This is a genomic window from Rhodophyticola sp. CCM32 (genome assembly GCF_004751985.1).
Lineage (GTDB): Bacteria > Pseudomonadota > Alphaproteobacteria > Rhodobacterales > Rhodobacteraceae > Rhodophyticola.
The window spans coordinates 2,233,787-2,249,353 of record NZ_CP038492.1 but is presented as its reverse complement, the minus strand read 5'-3'; the positions used below and the strand labels follow the sequence as shown (position 1 = coordinate 2,249,353).

The following is a 15,567-nucleotide window of genomic DNA, read 5'->3' as shown; positions in this document are numbered from 1 at the left end:
CAGACCGGACGCTAGGAAAGGATACGATCCTATGAAACGCCTTCTTGCTGTGCTGGCAGCAACCTCGGCCCTTATCGGGCCTGCGATGGCAGACGACCTCGAAATCGACGAACTGACTTTCGGCTTTATCAAACTGACCGATATGGCCCCGCTGGCCATCGCCTATGAGCGTGGGTATTTTGAAGATGAGGGCCTGTTCGTCACATTGGAGGCGCAGGCCAACTGGCGTGTGCTTCTGGATGGTGTGATCGACGGCACGCTTGACGGCGCCCATATGCTGGCCGGTCAGCCGATCGCGGCCACCATCGGCTATGGCACGCAGGCCAATATCATCACCCCGTTTTCCATGGATCTGAACGGCAATGGCATCACCGTTTCCAACGAGGTGTGGGAGCTGATGCGCCCGCATATCCCCTCGATGGAAGATGGCCGGCCGCAGCACCCGATCAGTGCGGAAGCTCTGGTTCCGGTTGTGGAACAGTTCCGCGATGAAGGCACGCGTTTCGACATGGGCATGGTGTTCCCGGTCTCGACCCATAATTACGAGATCCGGTTCTGGCTGGCAGCCGGTGGTCTGAACCCGGGCTTTTATTCCCCCGATGACATCACCGGCACAATTGACGCGGATGTGTTCCTGAGCGTCACCCCGCCGCCGCAAATGCCCGCCACGCTGGAGGCCGGTACGATCTTCGGCTATTGCGTCGGCGAACCCTGGAACCAGCAGGCCGTGCAGCGTGGCATCGGGGTTCCGGTGATCACCGATTATCAGCTTTGGCCCAACAACCCCGAAAAGGTCTTCGGCATTACCGAGGCGTTTGCCGAAGAGAACCCGAACACCACGCGGGCCATTGTGCGCGCGCTGATCCGCGCTGGCATGTGGCTGGATGCCGATGACAATGCCAACCGGATGGAGGCGGTCGAACTTCTCAGCCTGCCTGAATATGTCGGCGCCGATGAACAGGTGATTGCCGCCTCGATGACCGGCACGTTCGAGTTTGAACCCGGCGATGTCCGCGACATTCCCGATTTCAACGTCTTCTTCCGCTACTACGCGACCTATCCCTATTACTCCGATGCGGTCTGGTATCTGACCCAGATGCGCCGCTGGGGCCAGATCGCCGAGCCGCAAACGGATGAATGGTATCACGAGGTTGCCGAACGGGTGTATCGCCCCGACCTCTATCTTGAGGCGGCGCGCAGCCTGGTGGATGACGGGCTGGCCACAGAGGCGGATTTCCCCTGGGAGACTGACGGGTTCCGCGAGCCGGTCAGCGAGATGATCGACGGGCTGACATATGATGGCCGTCATCCCAACGCCTATATTGATGCTTTCCCCATCGGTCTGACCGGTGAACAGACCGTCATCGACGGTGCTGTACAGGGCTGACAGGTCCAGAAGTGCAAGGCGGGCGCATCGCGCGGCCCGCCTTGCTTTTCCTTACCCACTCATATGCCTCCTGAAAGGCCGCCCCCATGACGACGATAGACCCTGATTTCGAGTCCGACGCCGCCCGAGAGGCCCGGCGTACCCGCCGTTTCACCCGGATCAACAAGGCCGATGCCTGGTTCAAGGTTCTGGGTCTGGCCTGGATCACGCCGATCCTGCGGGCCGCAGCCGGGGATAACCCGCGCGCCCAGATCGGCGATATCTGGCGGTTGCTTGGTGTGCCGCTTCTGTCGATTGCCGTGTTTCTTGTCTTGTGGGGCACGCTTGCACCACAGGTCCAGACCTCGCTTGGCGCAATCCCCGGACCGGCGCAGGTCTGGGAACAGGTTGGCAATCTGCATGCGGATCATGAACGCCAGATGGGCCGCGCGGCGGAATTCTATGACCGTCAGGATGCCCGCAATGCCGAACGTATCGCCGAAGGGGAAGAACCGCGCTATCGCAGCTTTACCGGCGCCCCAACCTATTATCAGCAGATATGGATTTCGATCAAAACGGTCTTCTTCGGGTTTCTGCTGGCCACATTTGTCGCGGTGCCCCTTGGCATTGCCGCAGGGCTTTCGGTCACCGCCAATGCGGCGCTGAACCCGCTTATTCAGGTGTTCAAACCGGTCAGTCCGCTGGCCTGGCTGCCCATCGTCTCGATTGTCGTGTCAGCGGTCTATACCAGCGATGACGGCTGGTTCGAGAAAAGCTTTCTGGTGTCAGCCATCACTGTGACGCTGTGTTCGCTTTGGCCGACGCTGATCAACACCGCGCTTGGCGTTGCCTCGATCGACAAGGATCTGGTGAATGTCTCGAAGGTTCTGAAAATGGGCACCTGGACCAAGATCACCAAACTGGTTCTGCCCTCGGCCCTGCCGCTGATCTTCACCGGCTTGCGCCTGTCGCTTGGCGTGGGCTGGATGGTTCTGATCGCGGCCGAGATGCTGGCGCAGAATCCCGGGCTGGGCAAATTTGTCTGGGACGAATTCCAGAACGGCAGTTCTCAATCGCTTGCCAAGATCATGGTTGCGGTCTTCACCATCGGGATCATCGGCTTCCTTCTGGACCGGCTGATGTTCACGATCCAGTCGCTGTTCACCTTCACCAATAATCGTTGAGGTCGGGCGGATGGCTGTTCTTGAATTGCGCAATGTCTGCAAAAGCTTTGGCGAGGCCGAGGTGCTGCGGGACATCAACCTGAATGTGGAAGACGGCGAGTTTCTGGTGCTGCTTGGGTTTTCCGGCACCGGCAAGACGACGCTGATCAACCTGATGGCGGGTCTGGAAGGGCCAAGCAAGGGAGAGGTTCTGTTCAAAGGCACGCCAGTGACCGAACCGGCCCCGGAGCGCGGGGTGATCTTCCAGAATTATTCGCTGATGCCCTGGCTGACGGTCAGCGGCAATGTGGGCCTTGCGGTCGATACGATGTTTTCAGGTTTGAGCCGTGCGGAGCGTGCCGCGAAAGTGGCGCATTACGTGGATATGGTGGGGTTGAGCCATGCGGCTGCGCGCCGCCCGGCTGAGCTTTCGGGGGAATGCGACAGCGGGTGAATGTGGCCCGTGCGCTGGCGATGGACCCGGAAATGCTGCTTCTGGATGAACCGTTGAGCGCGCTTGACGCACTGACCCGCGCCAATCTGGCCGAAGAGATCGAGCGGATATGGGAGGCGGATAAGAAGACCTGCGTTCTGATCACCAATGATGTGGATGAGGCAATTCTGCTGGCCGACCGGATTATCCCGCTGAACCCCGACGGCACGCTGGCCGACCCGGTCAAGGTGGATATCCCGCGCCCCCGCGACCGGATCGCGATGAACCATGATGAAACATTCAAACGTCTGCGCGCCCAGGTCACCGGCTATCTGATGGATGTGGGGATCGAGGCCAAGGTGGAAGGCACCCGGGTGCTGCCCGATGTTGCCCCGATCCACACAGTGCCCGCCGCCGTCGCGACGGCAGCCCAGACCGCGCTGGACGAGAAATATCTGGAGTTTTCCAAGCTCCATAAAACCTACCCGACGCCCAAAGGCCCGCTGACCGTGGTCGAGGATTTCGATCTGAAGCTGAAGAAGGGTGAGTTCATTTCCCTGATCGGCCATTCCGGTTGCGGGAAGTCGACGGTTCTGACGATGACGGCAGGCCTTAATGACATCTCGAAAGGGGTGATCCGGCTGGATGGCCGGGGGGTTGAGGGTGCGGATCCGGAGCGTGCGGTGGTGTTTCAGTCGCCCTCCCTGTTCCCATGGCTGACCGCCAAGGAAAATGTCGCAGTCGGGGTCGACAAGGTTTACCCCCGCGCCAGCCGGGCCGAACGTCAGGATGTGGTGGAATACTATCTGGAACGGGTCGGTCTGGCCGATGCGATGGACAAACAGGCCAGCGATCTGTCGAACGGGATGAAGCAGCGGGTGGGCATCGCGCGGGCCTTTGCGCTCAGCCCGAAACTCCTGTTGCTGGATGAACCTTTCGGAATGCTTGACAGCCTCACCCGGTGGGAACTGCAGGAAGTGCTGATGGAGGTATGGTCGCGGACCAAGGTCACCGCGATCTGCGTCACCCATGATGTGGATGAGGCGATTTTGCTGGCCGACCGGGTTGTGATGATGACCAACGGGCCGCGCGCCACCATCGGCAAGATCACCGAGGTTGATCTGCCGCGCCCCCGCACGCGCAAGGCGTTGCTGGAACATCCCGATTATTACACCTACCGGCAGGATGTTCTGGATTTCCTTGAAGAATACGAACATGGCGCCAAACCCAAGGCGCCCACCACGGCCCCTGCGGCCGTTGCAGCGGAGTGACCGCGATGACCCAGAAACTTGTTGTGATCGGGGCGGGCATGGCCTCGGGCCGGGTGCTGGAACACCTTGCCGAGGCGGCCCCGGACGCGTTCGACATCACCCTGTTCAATGCGGAACCGCGCGGGAACTACAACCGGATCATGCTGTCCCCGGTGCTGTCGGGCGAGAAAACATATGACGAGATCGTCACCCATGATGAGGGCTGGTATGAGGCCCGTGGCATCACCTGCCGGTTTGGCGAACATGTGGTCGGGATCGACCGGGAGGCGCGACAGGTCATCGGGCAGAACGGCGCGGTTTCCTATGACAAGCTGCTGATCGCCACCGGTTCGGCCCCGTTCATCATTCCGGTGGAAGGCCGCGATCTGCCCGGGGTGATCACCTATCGCGATCTGGACGATACCAACGCGATGGTCGCGGCCGCCGCAAAGGGCGGCAAGGCGGTTGTGATCGGCGGCGGGCTGCTGGGGCTGGAGGCCGCAGCAGGACTGGCCGAGCGCGGGATGGAGGTGACCGTTCTGCATCTGATGGGCCATCTGATGGAACGGCAGCTGGATGAAGCCGCCGGCTATCTTCTGCGCAAGGATCTGGAGGCGCGGGGGATCACGATCATCACCCAGGCCTCGACGGCGGCGATCCTTGGGGAGGACAGGGTCGAAGGCGTCATGCTGGAGGACAATACCGGGCTTGAGGCCGATCTGGTGGTCATGGCCGTGGGGATCCGGCCGGAAACCCGGCTGGCCTCGGAAGCCGGGCTTGAGGTGGCCCGCGGCATTGAGGTCAACGCCCAGATGCAGTCCCTCAGCGACCCGGATATCTATGCGGTGGGTGAATGTGTCGAGTTTGATGGCCATCTCTTCGGCCTTGTCGCGCCGCTTTACGATCAGGCAAAGGTGCTGGCCCGAAGCCTGATGGATGAACCCGATGCCTTTGTGGTGAAAGAGCTGGCCACCAAGCTGAAGGTCACCGGCTGCGACCTGTTCAGCGCCGGCGATTTTGCCGATGGGCCCGGGCGCGAGGATATCGTGTTCCGTGACCCGGCGCGCGGCATCTACAAACGTCTGGTGATCGAGGAGGACCGTCTGGTCGGTGCGGTCATGTATGGCGATACCGGCGATGGCAACTGGTTCTTCGGTCTGATCAAGGACGGCACCGAGATCGACGAGATGCGCGAGACTTTGATCTTCGGTCCGGCCTATCAGGGGGGGACCCGGGCGGACCCTCTCTCAGCCGTTGCAGCCTTGCCGCCTGAGGCGGAAATCTGTGGCTGTAACGGCGTCTGCAAAGGGCAAATCACCGAGGCTATCGCGGGGGGCGCCACTGATCTGGCCGCGGTTCGGGCAACCACCAAGGCCAGCGCGTCCTGCGGCACCTGCACCGGTTTGGTGGAACAATTGCTGCAGGTCAGTCTGGGCGATGATTTTCAGCTTCCCACGGCGCAACCGGTTTGCGGCTGCACGGATCTGAGCCATGAGGATGTGCGGCGGCTGATCAAATCCAAAGAGCTGAAAAGCCAGTCCGCCGTCTGGCAGGAACTGGGCTGGACCACGCCAAACGGGTGCCATGTCTGCCGCCCGGCGATCAATTACTACCTGCTGGCGGACTGGCCGGTGGAATATCGCGACGATCCGCAAAGCCGTTTTGTGAACGAACGCAAACACGCCAATATCCAGAAAGACGGCACATTCAGCGTGGTGCCGCGCATGTGGGGCGGCATCACCAACCCGGCGGAACTGCGCGCCATTGCCGATGCGGCCGACAAATACGCCGTGCCCACCGTGAAGGTCACCGGCGGTCAGCGGATCGACCTTCTGGGCGTGAAGGGGGAGGATTTGCCGGCGATCTGGGCCGATCTGAACCGGGCCGGGCTGGTCAGCGGACATGCCTATTCCAAGGGGCTGCGCACGGTCAAAACCTGCGTCGGCACCGATCATTGCCGGTTCGGCACGCAGGACAGCACCGGGCTTGGCATCAAGCTGGAACAGGCCCTCTGGGGCTCGTGGACACCCCATAAGGTGAAGCTGGCCGTGTCGGGCTGCCCGCGCAATTGTGCCGAGGCGACCTGCAAGGATATCGGCATCATCTGTGTCGACAGCGGCTATCAGGTCAGCGTTGCCGGTGCGGCGGGGATGGACCTGAAAGAGACCGAACGTCTGGCCGATGTGGCGACCGAGCAGGAGGCGATCGACCTGACCATCGCCTTTGTGCAGCTTTACCGGGAGAATGCCAGATATCTGGACCGCGCCTATAAATGGGTCGCCAAGGTCGGGCTGGACTGGGTGCAGGACCGTGTGGTTGCGGATCTGGAGGAACGCCAGCGTCTGATCGCCGCCTTCGAGTTGAGCCAGTCGATCTATCGCAAGGACCCCTGGGCCGAACACGCGGCCACCCAGGCCGAACGCTATGCGCCCCTTGCCGATCTGACCCTGGAGGCCGCGGAATGAGCTGGATTGATATCGGAGCGCTGGAAGATGTGCCGCTGCGCGGCGCGCGTCTTTTGAAAACCCATCTGGGCTGTATCGCGGTGTTCCGCACCGGTGAGGCCGAGGTTTTTGCCGCCTCGAACACCTGCCCCCACAAGGGCGGCCCGCTGAGCGAGGGGATCATTCATGGGCAGAAGGTCACCTGCCCGCTGCATAACTGGGTGTTTGATCTGAATACCGGCGAGGCGGCGGGTGCCGATGAGGGGCGCATCGACACCTACCCGGTGCGCATCGAGGCCCGGCGCATCCTGATCAATGGCGCAGCACTAGGGCGCCGGAGTGCCGCGTGATGGATGGGGCAGGGCATGCGGAAACGCGGTCCACCTGCCCCTATTGCGGGGTCGGGTGCGGGGTGTTGCTGCGCCCTGACGGGGCAGGCGGGCTTGCAGTGCGCGGGGACCCGGATCACCCGGCGAATAAGGGGCGGCTCTGCTCCAAGGGCTCGGCGCTTGGGGAAACCGTGGGGGCTTTCGGGCGGCTTCTGACACCGATGGTCGACGGGGCCAGGGCCGATTGGGATGAGGCCCTGCACCATGTGGCCGACCGGTTCCGCCGCACCATCGCCGATCATGGCCCCGACAGCGTGGCCTTCTATGTGTCCGGTCAGCTTCTGACCGAGGATTATTATGTCGCCAACAAGCTGATGAAAGGCTTCATCGGCTCGGCCAATATCGACACCAATTCGCGGCTCTGCATGGCCTCGACCGTGGCGGGCCATAAACGCGCCTTCGGGACAGATACGGTGCCCGGCACCTATGACGATCTGGATCAGGCGGATCTGATTGTTCTTGTCGGGTCAAACCTGGCCTGGTGCCACCCGGTGCTGCATCAGCGTATCCTGGCGGCGCGCAAGGCGCGGGGCACGAAAATCATCGTGATCGACCCGCGCCGCACGGCCAGTTGCAGCGATGCCGATCTGCATCTGGCGCTGGCGCCGGGCAGTGATGTGGCCCTGTTCAACGGGCTGCTTGCGGCGATCTGTCAGGCTGACGCGCTGGATGCCGGCTATCTGACACATGTGGAGGGCGCGGAGGCCGCATGCGCAGCAGCAGTGGCGGATGATCCGGCGGCCACCGGGTTGACCAAAGCAGAGATTGACGCGTTTTACCGGCTTTGGGTCGGAACCGAAAAGGCCGTCACGATCTTCAGCCAGGGGGTCAACCAGTCCAGTTCCGGCACCGATAAGGTCAGTGCGATCCTCAATTGCCATCTGGCCACCGGGCGGATCGGCAAACCGGGGATGGGCCCGCTTTCTGTCACCGGGCAGCCCAATGCGATGGGCGGGCGTGAAGTGGGCGGGCTGGCCAATACGCTGGCCTGCCATATGGATCTGGAAAATGCCGATCATCGCGCGGTGGTCAAGGGCTTCTGGTCCGCACCGCATATGCCCGGGGCGCCGGGGCTGAAAGCGGTTGATATGTTTCGTGCCGTGGGCGCAGGGCAGATCAAGGCGCTCTGGATCATCCATACCAACCCGGCGGTGTCGATGCCCGATGCGGATGCGGTGCGCGCCGCCATCAGGGCCTGCCCGTTCACGGTGGTCAGCGATATCACCGGCGCGACCGATACCGCGCGTCTGGCCGATGTGCTGCTGCCCGCCACCGCCTGGGCCGAGAAAGACGGCACGGTCACAAATTCCGACCGTATGATCAGCCGGCAACGGGCGGTGCTGGCCGCCCCGGGGCAGGCACGGCCCGATTGGGATATTCTGGCAGAGGTCGGGCGGCGCATGGGCTGGACCGATGCGTTCGATTACCAGAACCCGGTTGAGATTTTCCGCGAATATGCCGCGCTTTCAGGGATCGCCGGGCGATATGGGCGCGATTTCGATATCTCCGCGCTCGCCAGGCTGGATGCCCATGGATACGAGACGTTGGCGCCCACCCGCTGGCCCGTAACCGCAACCCGGCAGGGTGGGCGGTTCTTTGCAGACGGGCAGTTCTTTCATGATGATGGCAAGGCGCGGATGGTGCCGGTCACCGCAAGGGGGCCCGTGGCGCGGATCTCGGCCCGCTATCCGTTCCGGCTGAATACCGGGCGCATCCGCGACCAGTGGCACACGATGACCCGTACCGGATTATCGCCCAGATTATCGGCCCATATGGCGGAACCTTTTGTTGAGCTTCACCCCGCAGATGCCGCCCGGCTGGGGGTGTCGCCTGCGGATCTGCTGCGCCTGACCAGCCCCACGGGCAAGGCCATTCTGCGCGCGCGGATCACCGATGCGGTGCAACCGGGGCAGGTTTTTGCGCCGATGCACTGGACCGGGGAAACCGCCCCCTCGGGCCGGATCGACGCGCTGGTGCCCGCTGCGACCGATCCCCTTTCGGGCCAGCCCGAAAGCAAGGCGGCGGTTGTGGCTTTGGAAAAGCTGAAAGCCGCGTGGTATGGTTTTGCGCTGTCCAGCACGCCGATGCATCTGACCTCGGATTACTGGGCGCTTGCCCCGACCGTGGCTGGCTACCGGGCAGAGCTTGCCGGATGCGCCCCGGTCACCGACTGGGAAGCGCAGGCGCGGCAGCTTTTCAACCTCGACACCGCGACAGTACAATCCATTCTGGACCCGGCGCGCGGCATGGCCCGCATCGCGTTTTTTGAAGATGACCGTCTTTCCGCAGCGCTGTTTGTCGCGCCAGACCCGGTGGCGGTCATGCGCGATTATCTGTCGGGGCTGCCCGGCTCTGCCGCGCCCGAGGCCTTGACCGGGCGGCGCCCCGCCAACCGCCCCGATCCGGGGCCGGTTTTGTGTTCCTGTTTCGGGGTTGGCGTGAATACGATTGTCTCGGCCATCGAAACCCAGGGGTTGATGAGTGTCGAGGCGGTTGGCACCGCCTTGGAGGCGGGGACAAATTGCGGTTCCTGCCGGTCTGAGATTGCCGGTCTTCTGACCCGGCTTGCCGCGCGGGAGGCCGCCGAATGAGCCTGGCACCCCATATCCGTATTCTGGGGCGTGGCCCGGGGCGATCCCGGTCCCTGACCCGGGAAGAGGCAGAGGAGGCCATGGGGCTGATGCTGGATCGGGGGCAGGCCGCACCGGAGGCCATCGGTGCGCTCTTGATGCTGTTGCGGATGAAAGGGGAGATAGCAGAGGAAATCGCGGGCTTCGCCGCCGCGGCACAGGCGGCTTTGCCCCGGCTGGCCCCGGCTGATCTGGACTGGCCCAGCTATGCCGCCGGGCGGACCCGGGGCCTGCCCTGGTTCCTGCTGTCGGCCCGTCTGGTGGCCGCGGCGGGGCATTCTGTTTTGCTGCATGGCTGGAACGGTCAGGATCAGGCGGTGCGCAGCGGGTTGCACGCGGCACAAATACCGGTTCTGAAACCTGCCGAGGCCATGCGGCCCCGCAAAGGTCTGGCCTATCTGCCGCTGGAAACCCTGTCGCCCCGGCTGTTTGATCTGCTTGGGCTGCGTCAGGTGCTGGGGTTGCGCTCCTGCCTCAACACGGTGTGCCGGATGTTGAACCCGGCGCGCGCGCAGGCCAGCGTTCAGGGGGTGTTCCACCCCTCATACCGTCTGCTTCAGGCCGATGCGGCGGTGCTGCTTGGCTGGAAATCCCTGACCGTGATCAAGGGCGGTGGCGGTGAATTCGAACGCCTGCCTTCCAAGGATATTGCCGCTTTCGGCCTGCGTAACGGCAGCCCATGGGCTGAAAGTTTTCCGCGCCGGGTCGATGCGCAGCGCCGTCTGGCCGCGGAGGGGCCGGCGGAGCCGACACATCTGGGCGCGCTTTGGCAGGGCGATCTGACCGACCCGTTTGCGGAGGCCGTGGTTATCGGCACGGCGGCCCTTGCCCTGCACACATTGGGACATGCCCGGCCCGAACATCTGGCCCGGGGTCTCTGGACCCGTCGCCATCGCGCAATCGCCGCCTGAAAGGGAAGACAGATGAAAAGTTTCCCCATGTTCATCCGCACCACGGGGCGCCGTGTGGTGATTGTCGGCGGGGCCGAACAGGCGGCGCAAAAAGCGCGGCTGATCCTGAAAACCGACGCGCAAATTGTGCTGGCCGCGCCCTCGCTTGACGTCGAGCTTGAGGGGATCGTGGCCGCAGATCGAGCCATCTGGCATCAGGGGGCGATTGACGCAGGCTTTTTCGAAGACGCGGCGATGTGTTTTGTGGCAACGGGCTGCCCGGCTACGGATGCCTGTGCATATGCGCTTGCAAAACAGGCCCGCTGCCCGGTCAATGTGGTGGACCAGCCCGGGCTTTGCGACATCACCACCCCCTCGCTGGTGGATCGTGACCCGGTTGTGGTGGCCATCGGCACCGAAGGCACCGCCCCGGTGCTGGCCCGCCAGATCAAGACCGGGGTCGAACAGATGCTGCCGCCCAATCTGGGCGGGCTGGCGGCCCTGGCCGGGCGGTTGCGCGTCAGCGTGGCGGCGCGGGTTCCGAAAGAGGCGCGGCGCGGGTTCTGGCGCTGGGTCTTTTCCGCGACGCCCCGACAGGACTGGACCCGGGGCCATGAACGGGCGGCGGCAGAAAGCATCAAACAGGCCATCGCAGCCGGGGGCGCACCGGATCAGCCGGAGGATAGCGGTCTGATTTCCCTTGTGGGCGCCGGGCCCGGGGCCCGGGACCTGCTGACCCTGCGGGCGGTGGACCGGCTGCAGGAAGCGGATGTGATCTTTTATGACCGTCTGGTGGATGCAGAGGTGCTGGAACTGGCCCGGCGTGATGCGGAACGGGTGTTCGTGGGCAAAGTGGTGGGGGCCAATGCCTGGCCACAGGACAGGATCAACGCCCTGATCGTGGCCGAGGCGCGCAAGGGCCGCCGTGTGGTGCGCCTGAAATCGGGTGATCCCGGCGTGTTTGGCCGCGCGGGTGAAGAGATTGCAGCCGCCGGGACCGCCGGTGTCAGGGTTGAGATTATACCGGGTGTCACCGCCGCCTGCGCGGCGGCCGCAAGCGCCGGGGTCTCGCTGACCGAACGGGGCGTGACCGATACGCTGATCCTGAGCACGGGCATGGCGCGGGCAGGCGCCCCGCTGCCCGACTCTGCCCGCCATGCGGGGCCGGGCACGACTCTGGCCTTCTATATGTCGACCCGTCAGGCCGACCGTATCAGCCGGGATCTGATGGCGCTGGGCATGCCGCCCGACGCCCCGGTCATGGTCGCGGTGGATGTGTCGAAACCATCCGAGCAGCGCCTGTCCTGCGCCCTGGCAGAGCTTGGGGCGCAGATGAGGCACTGGGCGGTTGAGGGCTGCGCCACAATTCTGGTGCGCTGGCCCGCAGAGATGGCGGTGCAGGGGAACAAACGGCGCGCCGATCCTGCGCCGGAGCCTCATGTTGAGGCCTGCCCGGGCGTTGACCGCCGCCGGGCCTCAGTCGAACTTGCGTGACGGGGCCAGCACTACGGCCTCCCCTTTCAGCACGATCTTGCCATCGACGGCGCAATGGGTGTCCATCGTGACGCGGCGTTTGGCGATATCAATCTGTGTGACCGCAACCTCTGCACGCACCCGGTCGCCCGGACGGACAGGGGCCATGAACCGCAATGTCTGGCCCAGATAGACGGTGCCATGGCCCGGCAATTGTTCCCCGATCACCGCTGAAATCAGACCGGCGGTCAGCATGCCATGGGCAATGCGGCCTTCGAAAATCGTGTCTCTGGCATAGTCCTCATCCAGATGAACCGGGTTACAATCCGTTGAAACCTCGGCAAAAAGCGCGATGTCGCGATCTGTGACCAGCTTGGTCAGATGCCGGGTCATTCCAATCTCGATATCTTCGATGCAGATCGTGCCGCGGGGCATGTTGTCAAGCATGTCTTCTGTCCCATCCATCATCTGACGGGACATAGCTCGATTCACGTCATGTCGCAATGTAGAAGTAATAAAATACCTGTATTGCGCATGTGTATTGTAATTTTATTGCTTCGTGATTACCGCAGGAAGCCGATGGAATAGGTCGGAGACATCTTTGCCTCTTCCAGAAAAGCCGCCAGCGCTGCGGGCGTTGGCTGGCTGTCGGTGCCGGTTTCGGCCCGTGCCAGACCGCCGGTGATGAAAAGCGTGTCGATATTCTCGCCCATTCCCCCCTCGATATCGGTGCGGATACCGTCGCCAATGGCCAGAATGCGGTCATCCGGGGTGGGTTTGCCGATCTGTCGCAACCGGGCGCGGGCAAGATCGTAGATCGGTGGGTGTGGCTTGCCGAAATAGAGGCTTTCACCGCCCATTTCAGTGTAAAGCGCGGCCAGCGCACCTGCACACCATTCCCGGCTGTCGCCCCGGTCGACAACGATATCGGGATTGGCACAAAGCAGTTTCAGGCCGCGTGTCTTGGCATCGAGGAAATCGGCGCGATAGGTGGCAGGATCGGCCAGCGGGTCAAACGGCCCGGTGCAGACGATGCCCTCCGCCTCGGAGAGCGGCACCTGGGAAATCTCAACCGCATCCTCGATCATTTCCATCGGGGCAAAGAAGGTCTGATCGCGATCTTCGCCAATGAAATAGAGATTCTGGCCGACCACACCGCGCAGCATGGCCGCGCGCGCGCTGTCACCCGAGGTGGCAATCACGTCCCATGCGTCACCCGGGATACCCAGTTTGCCGATCTGCGTTTCAACGCCTGCGCGGGGGCGTGGCGCGTTGGTCAGCAGAACCACGGTGCCGCCTTCTGCGCGATAGGCCCGCAAGGCGGCAACAGCCTCGGGGAAGGCGCGGATGCCATCATGCACGCAGCCCCAGAGGTCGCAGAACAGCGCATCATAGCGGGAAGATATCTCGGCGAGATTGGGAATGATCTGGGTCATGGGGGCCTTGGTCTGAAACGGATATGTCGCACCCTGCTTAGGATGTTCGGCCAGACGGGGCCAGCCCCCATGGATGTTTGCCGCCTGTTGGAGCATTGGCGCGGGAAGAGCCCTTGGGGGCTGTCAAAGGCGTGCCGCCCGCTGGCCGGATCGTTTCGCCCCCTGATCCCTCACATTTCAGGGTTGGATTTCACCGCTGAGGATCGCCCGGGCGACGGCCTGTTCGCGCGTTTTCGCCCCCAGCTTCCGGCGGGCGTTCAGAATGTAAAGCGTAACCGCCGATTCCGAAATGCCCAACCGGGTTGCAATCATGGCGACCCGCAGCCCGGCGCTGAGCCACAGCAGGCATTCGCGTTCGCGCGGGCTCAGACAGGCGCCTGCCTCATGTTTCAGATGGGTGATGGCCGATATTCGCTCGAACGCCAGCAGACCGGCCAGCTGCAACTCGGCCCCGGCAATGTCGTAATACCTTTTGAAACTGGCCTCATCTTCCGTTCCGCCGATCACCCAGCCGCCGAATTCGGCCTGTGCGCTGGTGCTGACCGGAACGCAGATCGCATGTGTGACCCCAAGGGCGCGTGTCACTTCCAGAAAGTCAGCCTGCCGCCCGTCGATCCCGGGAAACCGGCCTGGGTCTGTGATGACCGCAGCCGCCGCCATGTTTCGGCAGATCAGGGTGAGAAACGGATCGTCCCTGATCAGGCCGCCGGTGCAGTAATTTTCCCGAAACTCCCCGGGCGCGTTCGACATGAAGCGTGAGGAATGCAGCCCGGCATCGCGCCGCGCCATGGTTATTGTGCAAAAGGGAAAGCCGTGTTCCTCGGCATGGGCGGACATGCTGGACCATACCGCCTCAACGCTGGTGAGCCGGGAAAGATCGGTCGCGAAAGCCTGCAGCCCTTCGTTCATATCGCCCTCTATCTGCGCCCACGGACCAAAACAATATATGGAAATCGCCATATTGCACAAACATGGCCCATTCGATCCTCTTGAAGAGGATGACCAAAACCGAAGCCCGTTGAAGCCTGAGCCGCCAGATGTTCGCATCCCTCTTTGCCTCTGAAAAGGCGCTGACATTTACAGCGGCCATATTGGCGAGGATCAGCCAGGCCAGGCAGAGACATACGGATCAATAAAGCCCGCCACATTATGGCAACGTGAGGCCCGATGAAGATATTGGAAGACGCCCCAACCCGTCTGGTGATCGAGGAAAACCCGGTCGTGCTGCGTATCATATGTATCGGCCTGTTTGTGACCTTTCTTGGTCTGGGGCTTCTGTTCCAGCCAATCTTCACGTTGATCTCGACCGGGCCGGTGACCGGCAATGCCGGGCAGGACGGGTGGGTTATTGCACAATGGGCCATTACGGCTTCGGCTATATTTCCCTTGATGGCCCTGGTGTTCCTGGTCAAGACGCGGCGGCTGACATGTGATCATGACACAAGGCTTGTCACCCTGGAACGGCATGAGGTTTGGGGGTGCGACATGAATGAATATCCGCTGAAAAGCCTCGTCGGGGCGGGGATTCAGCACAGTTTTTCCTCATCCGGTGGGCGCACCAGCCGCGCCGTCCTTGAATTCACCGACGGTCATGACCCGGTGCCGATCAAACCATATTACCAGTCCGGAGCTGGCCCGGAGCGTATGGCCGTAAAGATCAACGAGTGGCTTCTGAAGCAGCACATGCCATCAGAGCGCCGGTTCAAAGCAATGTGAGAGAGAGGCCAGCCGGGCCTGGCATATCTGAATTTGACTTGATGAATTTATACAGACAACGGATGCGACATGATCATGAAAAACGATGCGGAAGAACGGGAACGGGTAAGGATGCTCTGGATTCGAACACATATGCCGTTTGCCACCTCCATGGCGACGATCGCGCTGTTCTGCATCCTCAAGATCGCGGGAGAGACAGACACATACGCATTGCTGTTTGCGGCTTCGATGTTCTTCTTTGTCGGCTTCATGGCAAAAACCCGCGAATGGTTCGGGGTTGATGGGTTCGTTGCGGTGATGTGTGCAACGGCCGCCATACTCTGGGGCTTGCAACGGATCGGCTGGCTTTGAGCGGAATACCCGAGGGACGGGCGGAG

12 protein-coding genes and 1 pseudogene are annotated in these 15,567 nt (G+C 62.6%); 10 read left to right on the top strand and 3 right to left on the bottom strand.

Annotated features, from left to right (window positions below; all coding sequences use genetic code 11):
• Window positions 1-31: 31 nt before the first annotated feature.
• From E2K80_RS10910 to cysG, 8 genes and pseudogenes are all read left to right on the top strand, one after another.
• Window positions 32-1,387, top strand: coding sequence for a CmpA/NrtA family ABC transporter substrate-binding protein (locus E2K80_RS10910; protein WP_135375032.1), 1,356 nt, complete (start codon window positions 32-34; stop codon window positions 1,385-1,387).
• An 86-nt stretch (window positions 1,388-1,473) separates the two neighbouring features.
• Window positions 1,474-2,550 (top strand): ABC transporter permease, encoded by a 1,077-nt coding sequence (locus E2K80_RS10905; RefSeq protein WP_135375031.1) that lies wholly within the window; start codon window positions 1,474-1,476, stop codon window positions 2,548-2,550.
• Window positions 2,551-2,560: 10 nt separating this feature from the next.
• Window positions 2,561-4,233 (top strand): annotated as a pseudogene (locus E2K80_RS10900) (ABC transporter ATP-binding protein).
• Window positions 4,234-4,238: 5 nt separating this feature from the next.
• Window positions 4,239-6,677, top strand: a complete 2,439-nt coding sequence (nirB, locus tag E2K80_RS10895) for a nitrite reductase large subunit NirB (RefSeq protein ID WP_135375030.1) — start codon at window positions 4,239-4,241, stop codon at window positions 6,675-6,677.
• Window positions 6,674-7,006 (top strand): nitrite reductase small subunit NirD, encoded by a 333-nt coding sequence (gene nirD, locus E2K80_RS10890; protein WP_135375029.1) that lies wholly within the window; start codon window positions 6,674-6,676, stop codon window positions 7,004-7,006. Before nirB ends, nirD begins: the two co-directional genes overlap by 4 nt.
• Window positions 7,006-9,636: a nitrate reductase gene (locus tag E2K80_RS10885; RefSeq protein WP_135376579.1), complete on the top strand. Its 2,631-nt coding sequence runs from the start codon at window positions 7,006-7,008 to the stop codon at window positions 9,634-9,636. Before nirD ends, E2K80_RS10885 begins: the two co-directional genes overlap by 1 nt.
• Entirely contained in the window at window positions 9,633-10,586 is a 954-nt protein-coding gene (locus E2K80_RS10880) for a glycosyl transferase family protein (RefSeq protein WP_135375028.1), read from the top strand. The genes E2K80_RS10885 and E2K80_RS10880 overlap by 4 nt, the downstream gene beginning before the upstream one ends.
• A 12-nt stretch (window positions 10,587-10,598) precedes the next feature.
• Window positions 10,599-12,059: a siroheme synthase CysG gene (cysG, locus tag E2K80_RS10875; RefSeq protein ID WP_135375027.1), complete on the top strand. Its 1,461-nt coding sequence runs from the start codon at window positions 10,599-10,601 to the stop codon at window positions 12,057-12,059.
• Here cysG and E2K80_RS10870 read toward each other — a convergent pair.
• The 3 genes from E2K80_RS10870 to E2K80_RS10860 all read right to left on the bottom strand — a co-directional run bounded on the left by E2K80_RS10870 (window position 12,042) and on the right by E2K80_RS10860 (window position 14,383).
• A complete protein-coding gene (locus tag E2K80_RS10870) occupies window positions 12,042-12,485 on the bottom strand; it encodes a MaoC family dehydratase (protein WP_135376578.1) in 444 nt (147 codons plus the stop codon). The two genes, cysG and E2K80_RS10870, sit on opposite strands and share 18 nt — an antisense overlap.
• A gap of 116 nt (window positions 12,486-12,601) precedes the next feature.
• Window positions 12,602-13,474: a TIGR01459 family HAD-type hydrolase gene (locus E2K80_RS10865; RefSeq protein ID WP_135375026.1), complete on the bottom strand. Its 873-nt coding sequence runs from the start codon at window positions 13,472-13,474 to the stop codon at window positions 12,602-12,604.
• A gap of 177 nt (window positions 13,475-13,651) precedes the next feature.
• Entirely contained in the window at window positions 13,652-14,383 is a 732-nt protein-coding gene (locus E2K80_RS10860) for a helix-turn-helix transcriptional regulator (RefSeq protein ID WP_168193166.1), read from the bottom strand.
• Window positions 14,384-14,641: 258 nt separating this feature from the next.
• Between E2K80_RS10860 and E2K80_RS10855 the strand changes: the two genes are divergently transcribed.
• Both E2K80_RS10855 and E2K80_RS10850 read left to right on the top strand, forming a co-directional pair.
• A complete protein-coding gene (locus E2K80_RS10855) occupies window positions 14,642-15,190 on the top strand; it encodes a hypothetical protein (RefSeq protein ID WP_135375024.1) in 549 nt (182 codons plus the stop codon).
• Between the two features lie 69 nt (window positions 15,191-15,259).
• A complete protein-coding gene (locus E2K80_RS10850) occupies window positions 15,260-15,541 on the top strand; it encodes a hypothetical protein (protein ID WP_135375023.1) in 282 nt (93 codons plus the stop codon).
• Window positions 15,542-15,567 lie beyond the last annotated feature (26 nt).

Coding starts and splice junctions, on each gene's coding strand:
- E2K80_RS10910 (WP_135375032.1), top strand. CDS start 32: ATGAAACGCCTTCTTGCTGTGCTGGCAGCAACCTCGGCCCTTATCGGG.
- E2K80_RS10905 (WP_135375031.1), top strand. CDS start 1,474: ATGACGACGATAGACCCTGATTTCGAGTCCGACGCCGCCCGAGAGGCC.
- nirB (WP_135375030.1), top strand. CDS start 4,239: ATGACCCAGAAACTTGTTGTGATCGGGGCGGGCATGGCCTCGGGCCGG.
- nirD (WP_135375029.1), top strand. CDS start 6,674: ATGAGCTGGATTGATATCGGAGCGCTGGAAGATGTGCCGCTGCGCGGC.
- E2K80_RS10885 (WP_135376579.1), top strand. CDS start 7,006: ATGGATGGGGCAGGGCATGCGGAAACGCGGTCCACCTGCCCCTATTGC.
- E2K80_RS10880 (WP_135375028.1), top strand. CDS start 9,633: ATGAGCCTGGCACCCCATATCCGTATTCTGGGGCGTGGCCCGGGGCGA.
- cysG (WP_135375027.1), top strand. CDS start 10,599: ATGAAAAGTTTCCCCATGTTCATCCGCACCACGGGGCGCCGTGTGGTG.
- E2K80_RS10870 (WP_135376578.1), bottom strand. CDS start 12,485: ATGCTTGACAACATGCCCCGCGGCACGATCTGCATCGAAGATATCGAG.
- E2K80_RS10865 (WP_135375026.1), bottom strand. CDS start 13,474: ATGACCCAGATCATTCCCAATCTCGCCGAGATATCTTCCCGCTATGAT.
- E2K80_RS10860 (WP_168193166.1), bottom strand. CDS start 14,383: ATGAACGAAGGGCTGCAGGCTTTCGCGACCGATCTTTCCCGGCTCACC.
- E2K80_RS10855 (WP_135375024.1), top strand. CDS start 14,642: ATGAAGATATTGGAAGACGCCCCAACCCGTCTGGTGATCGAGGAAAAC.
- E2K80_RS10850 (WP_135375023.1), top strand. CDS start 15,260: ATGATCATGAAAAACGATGCGGAAGAACGGGAACGGGTAAGGATGCTC.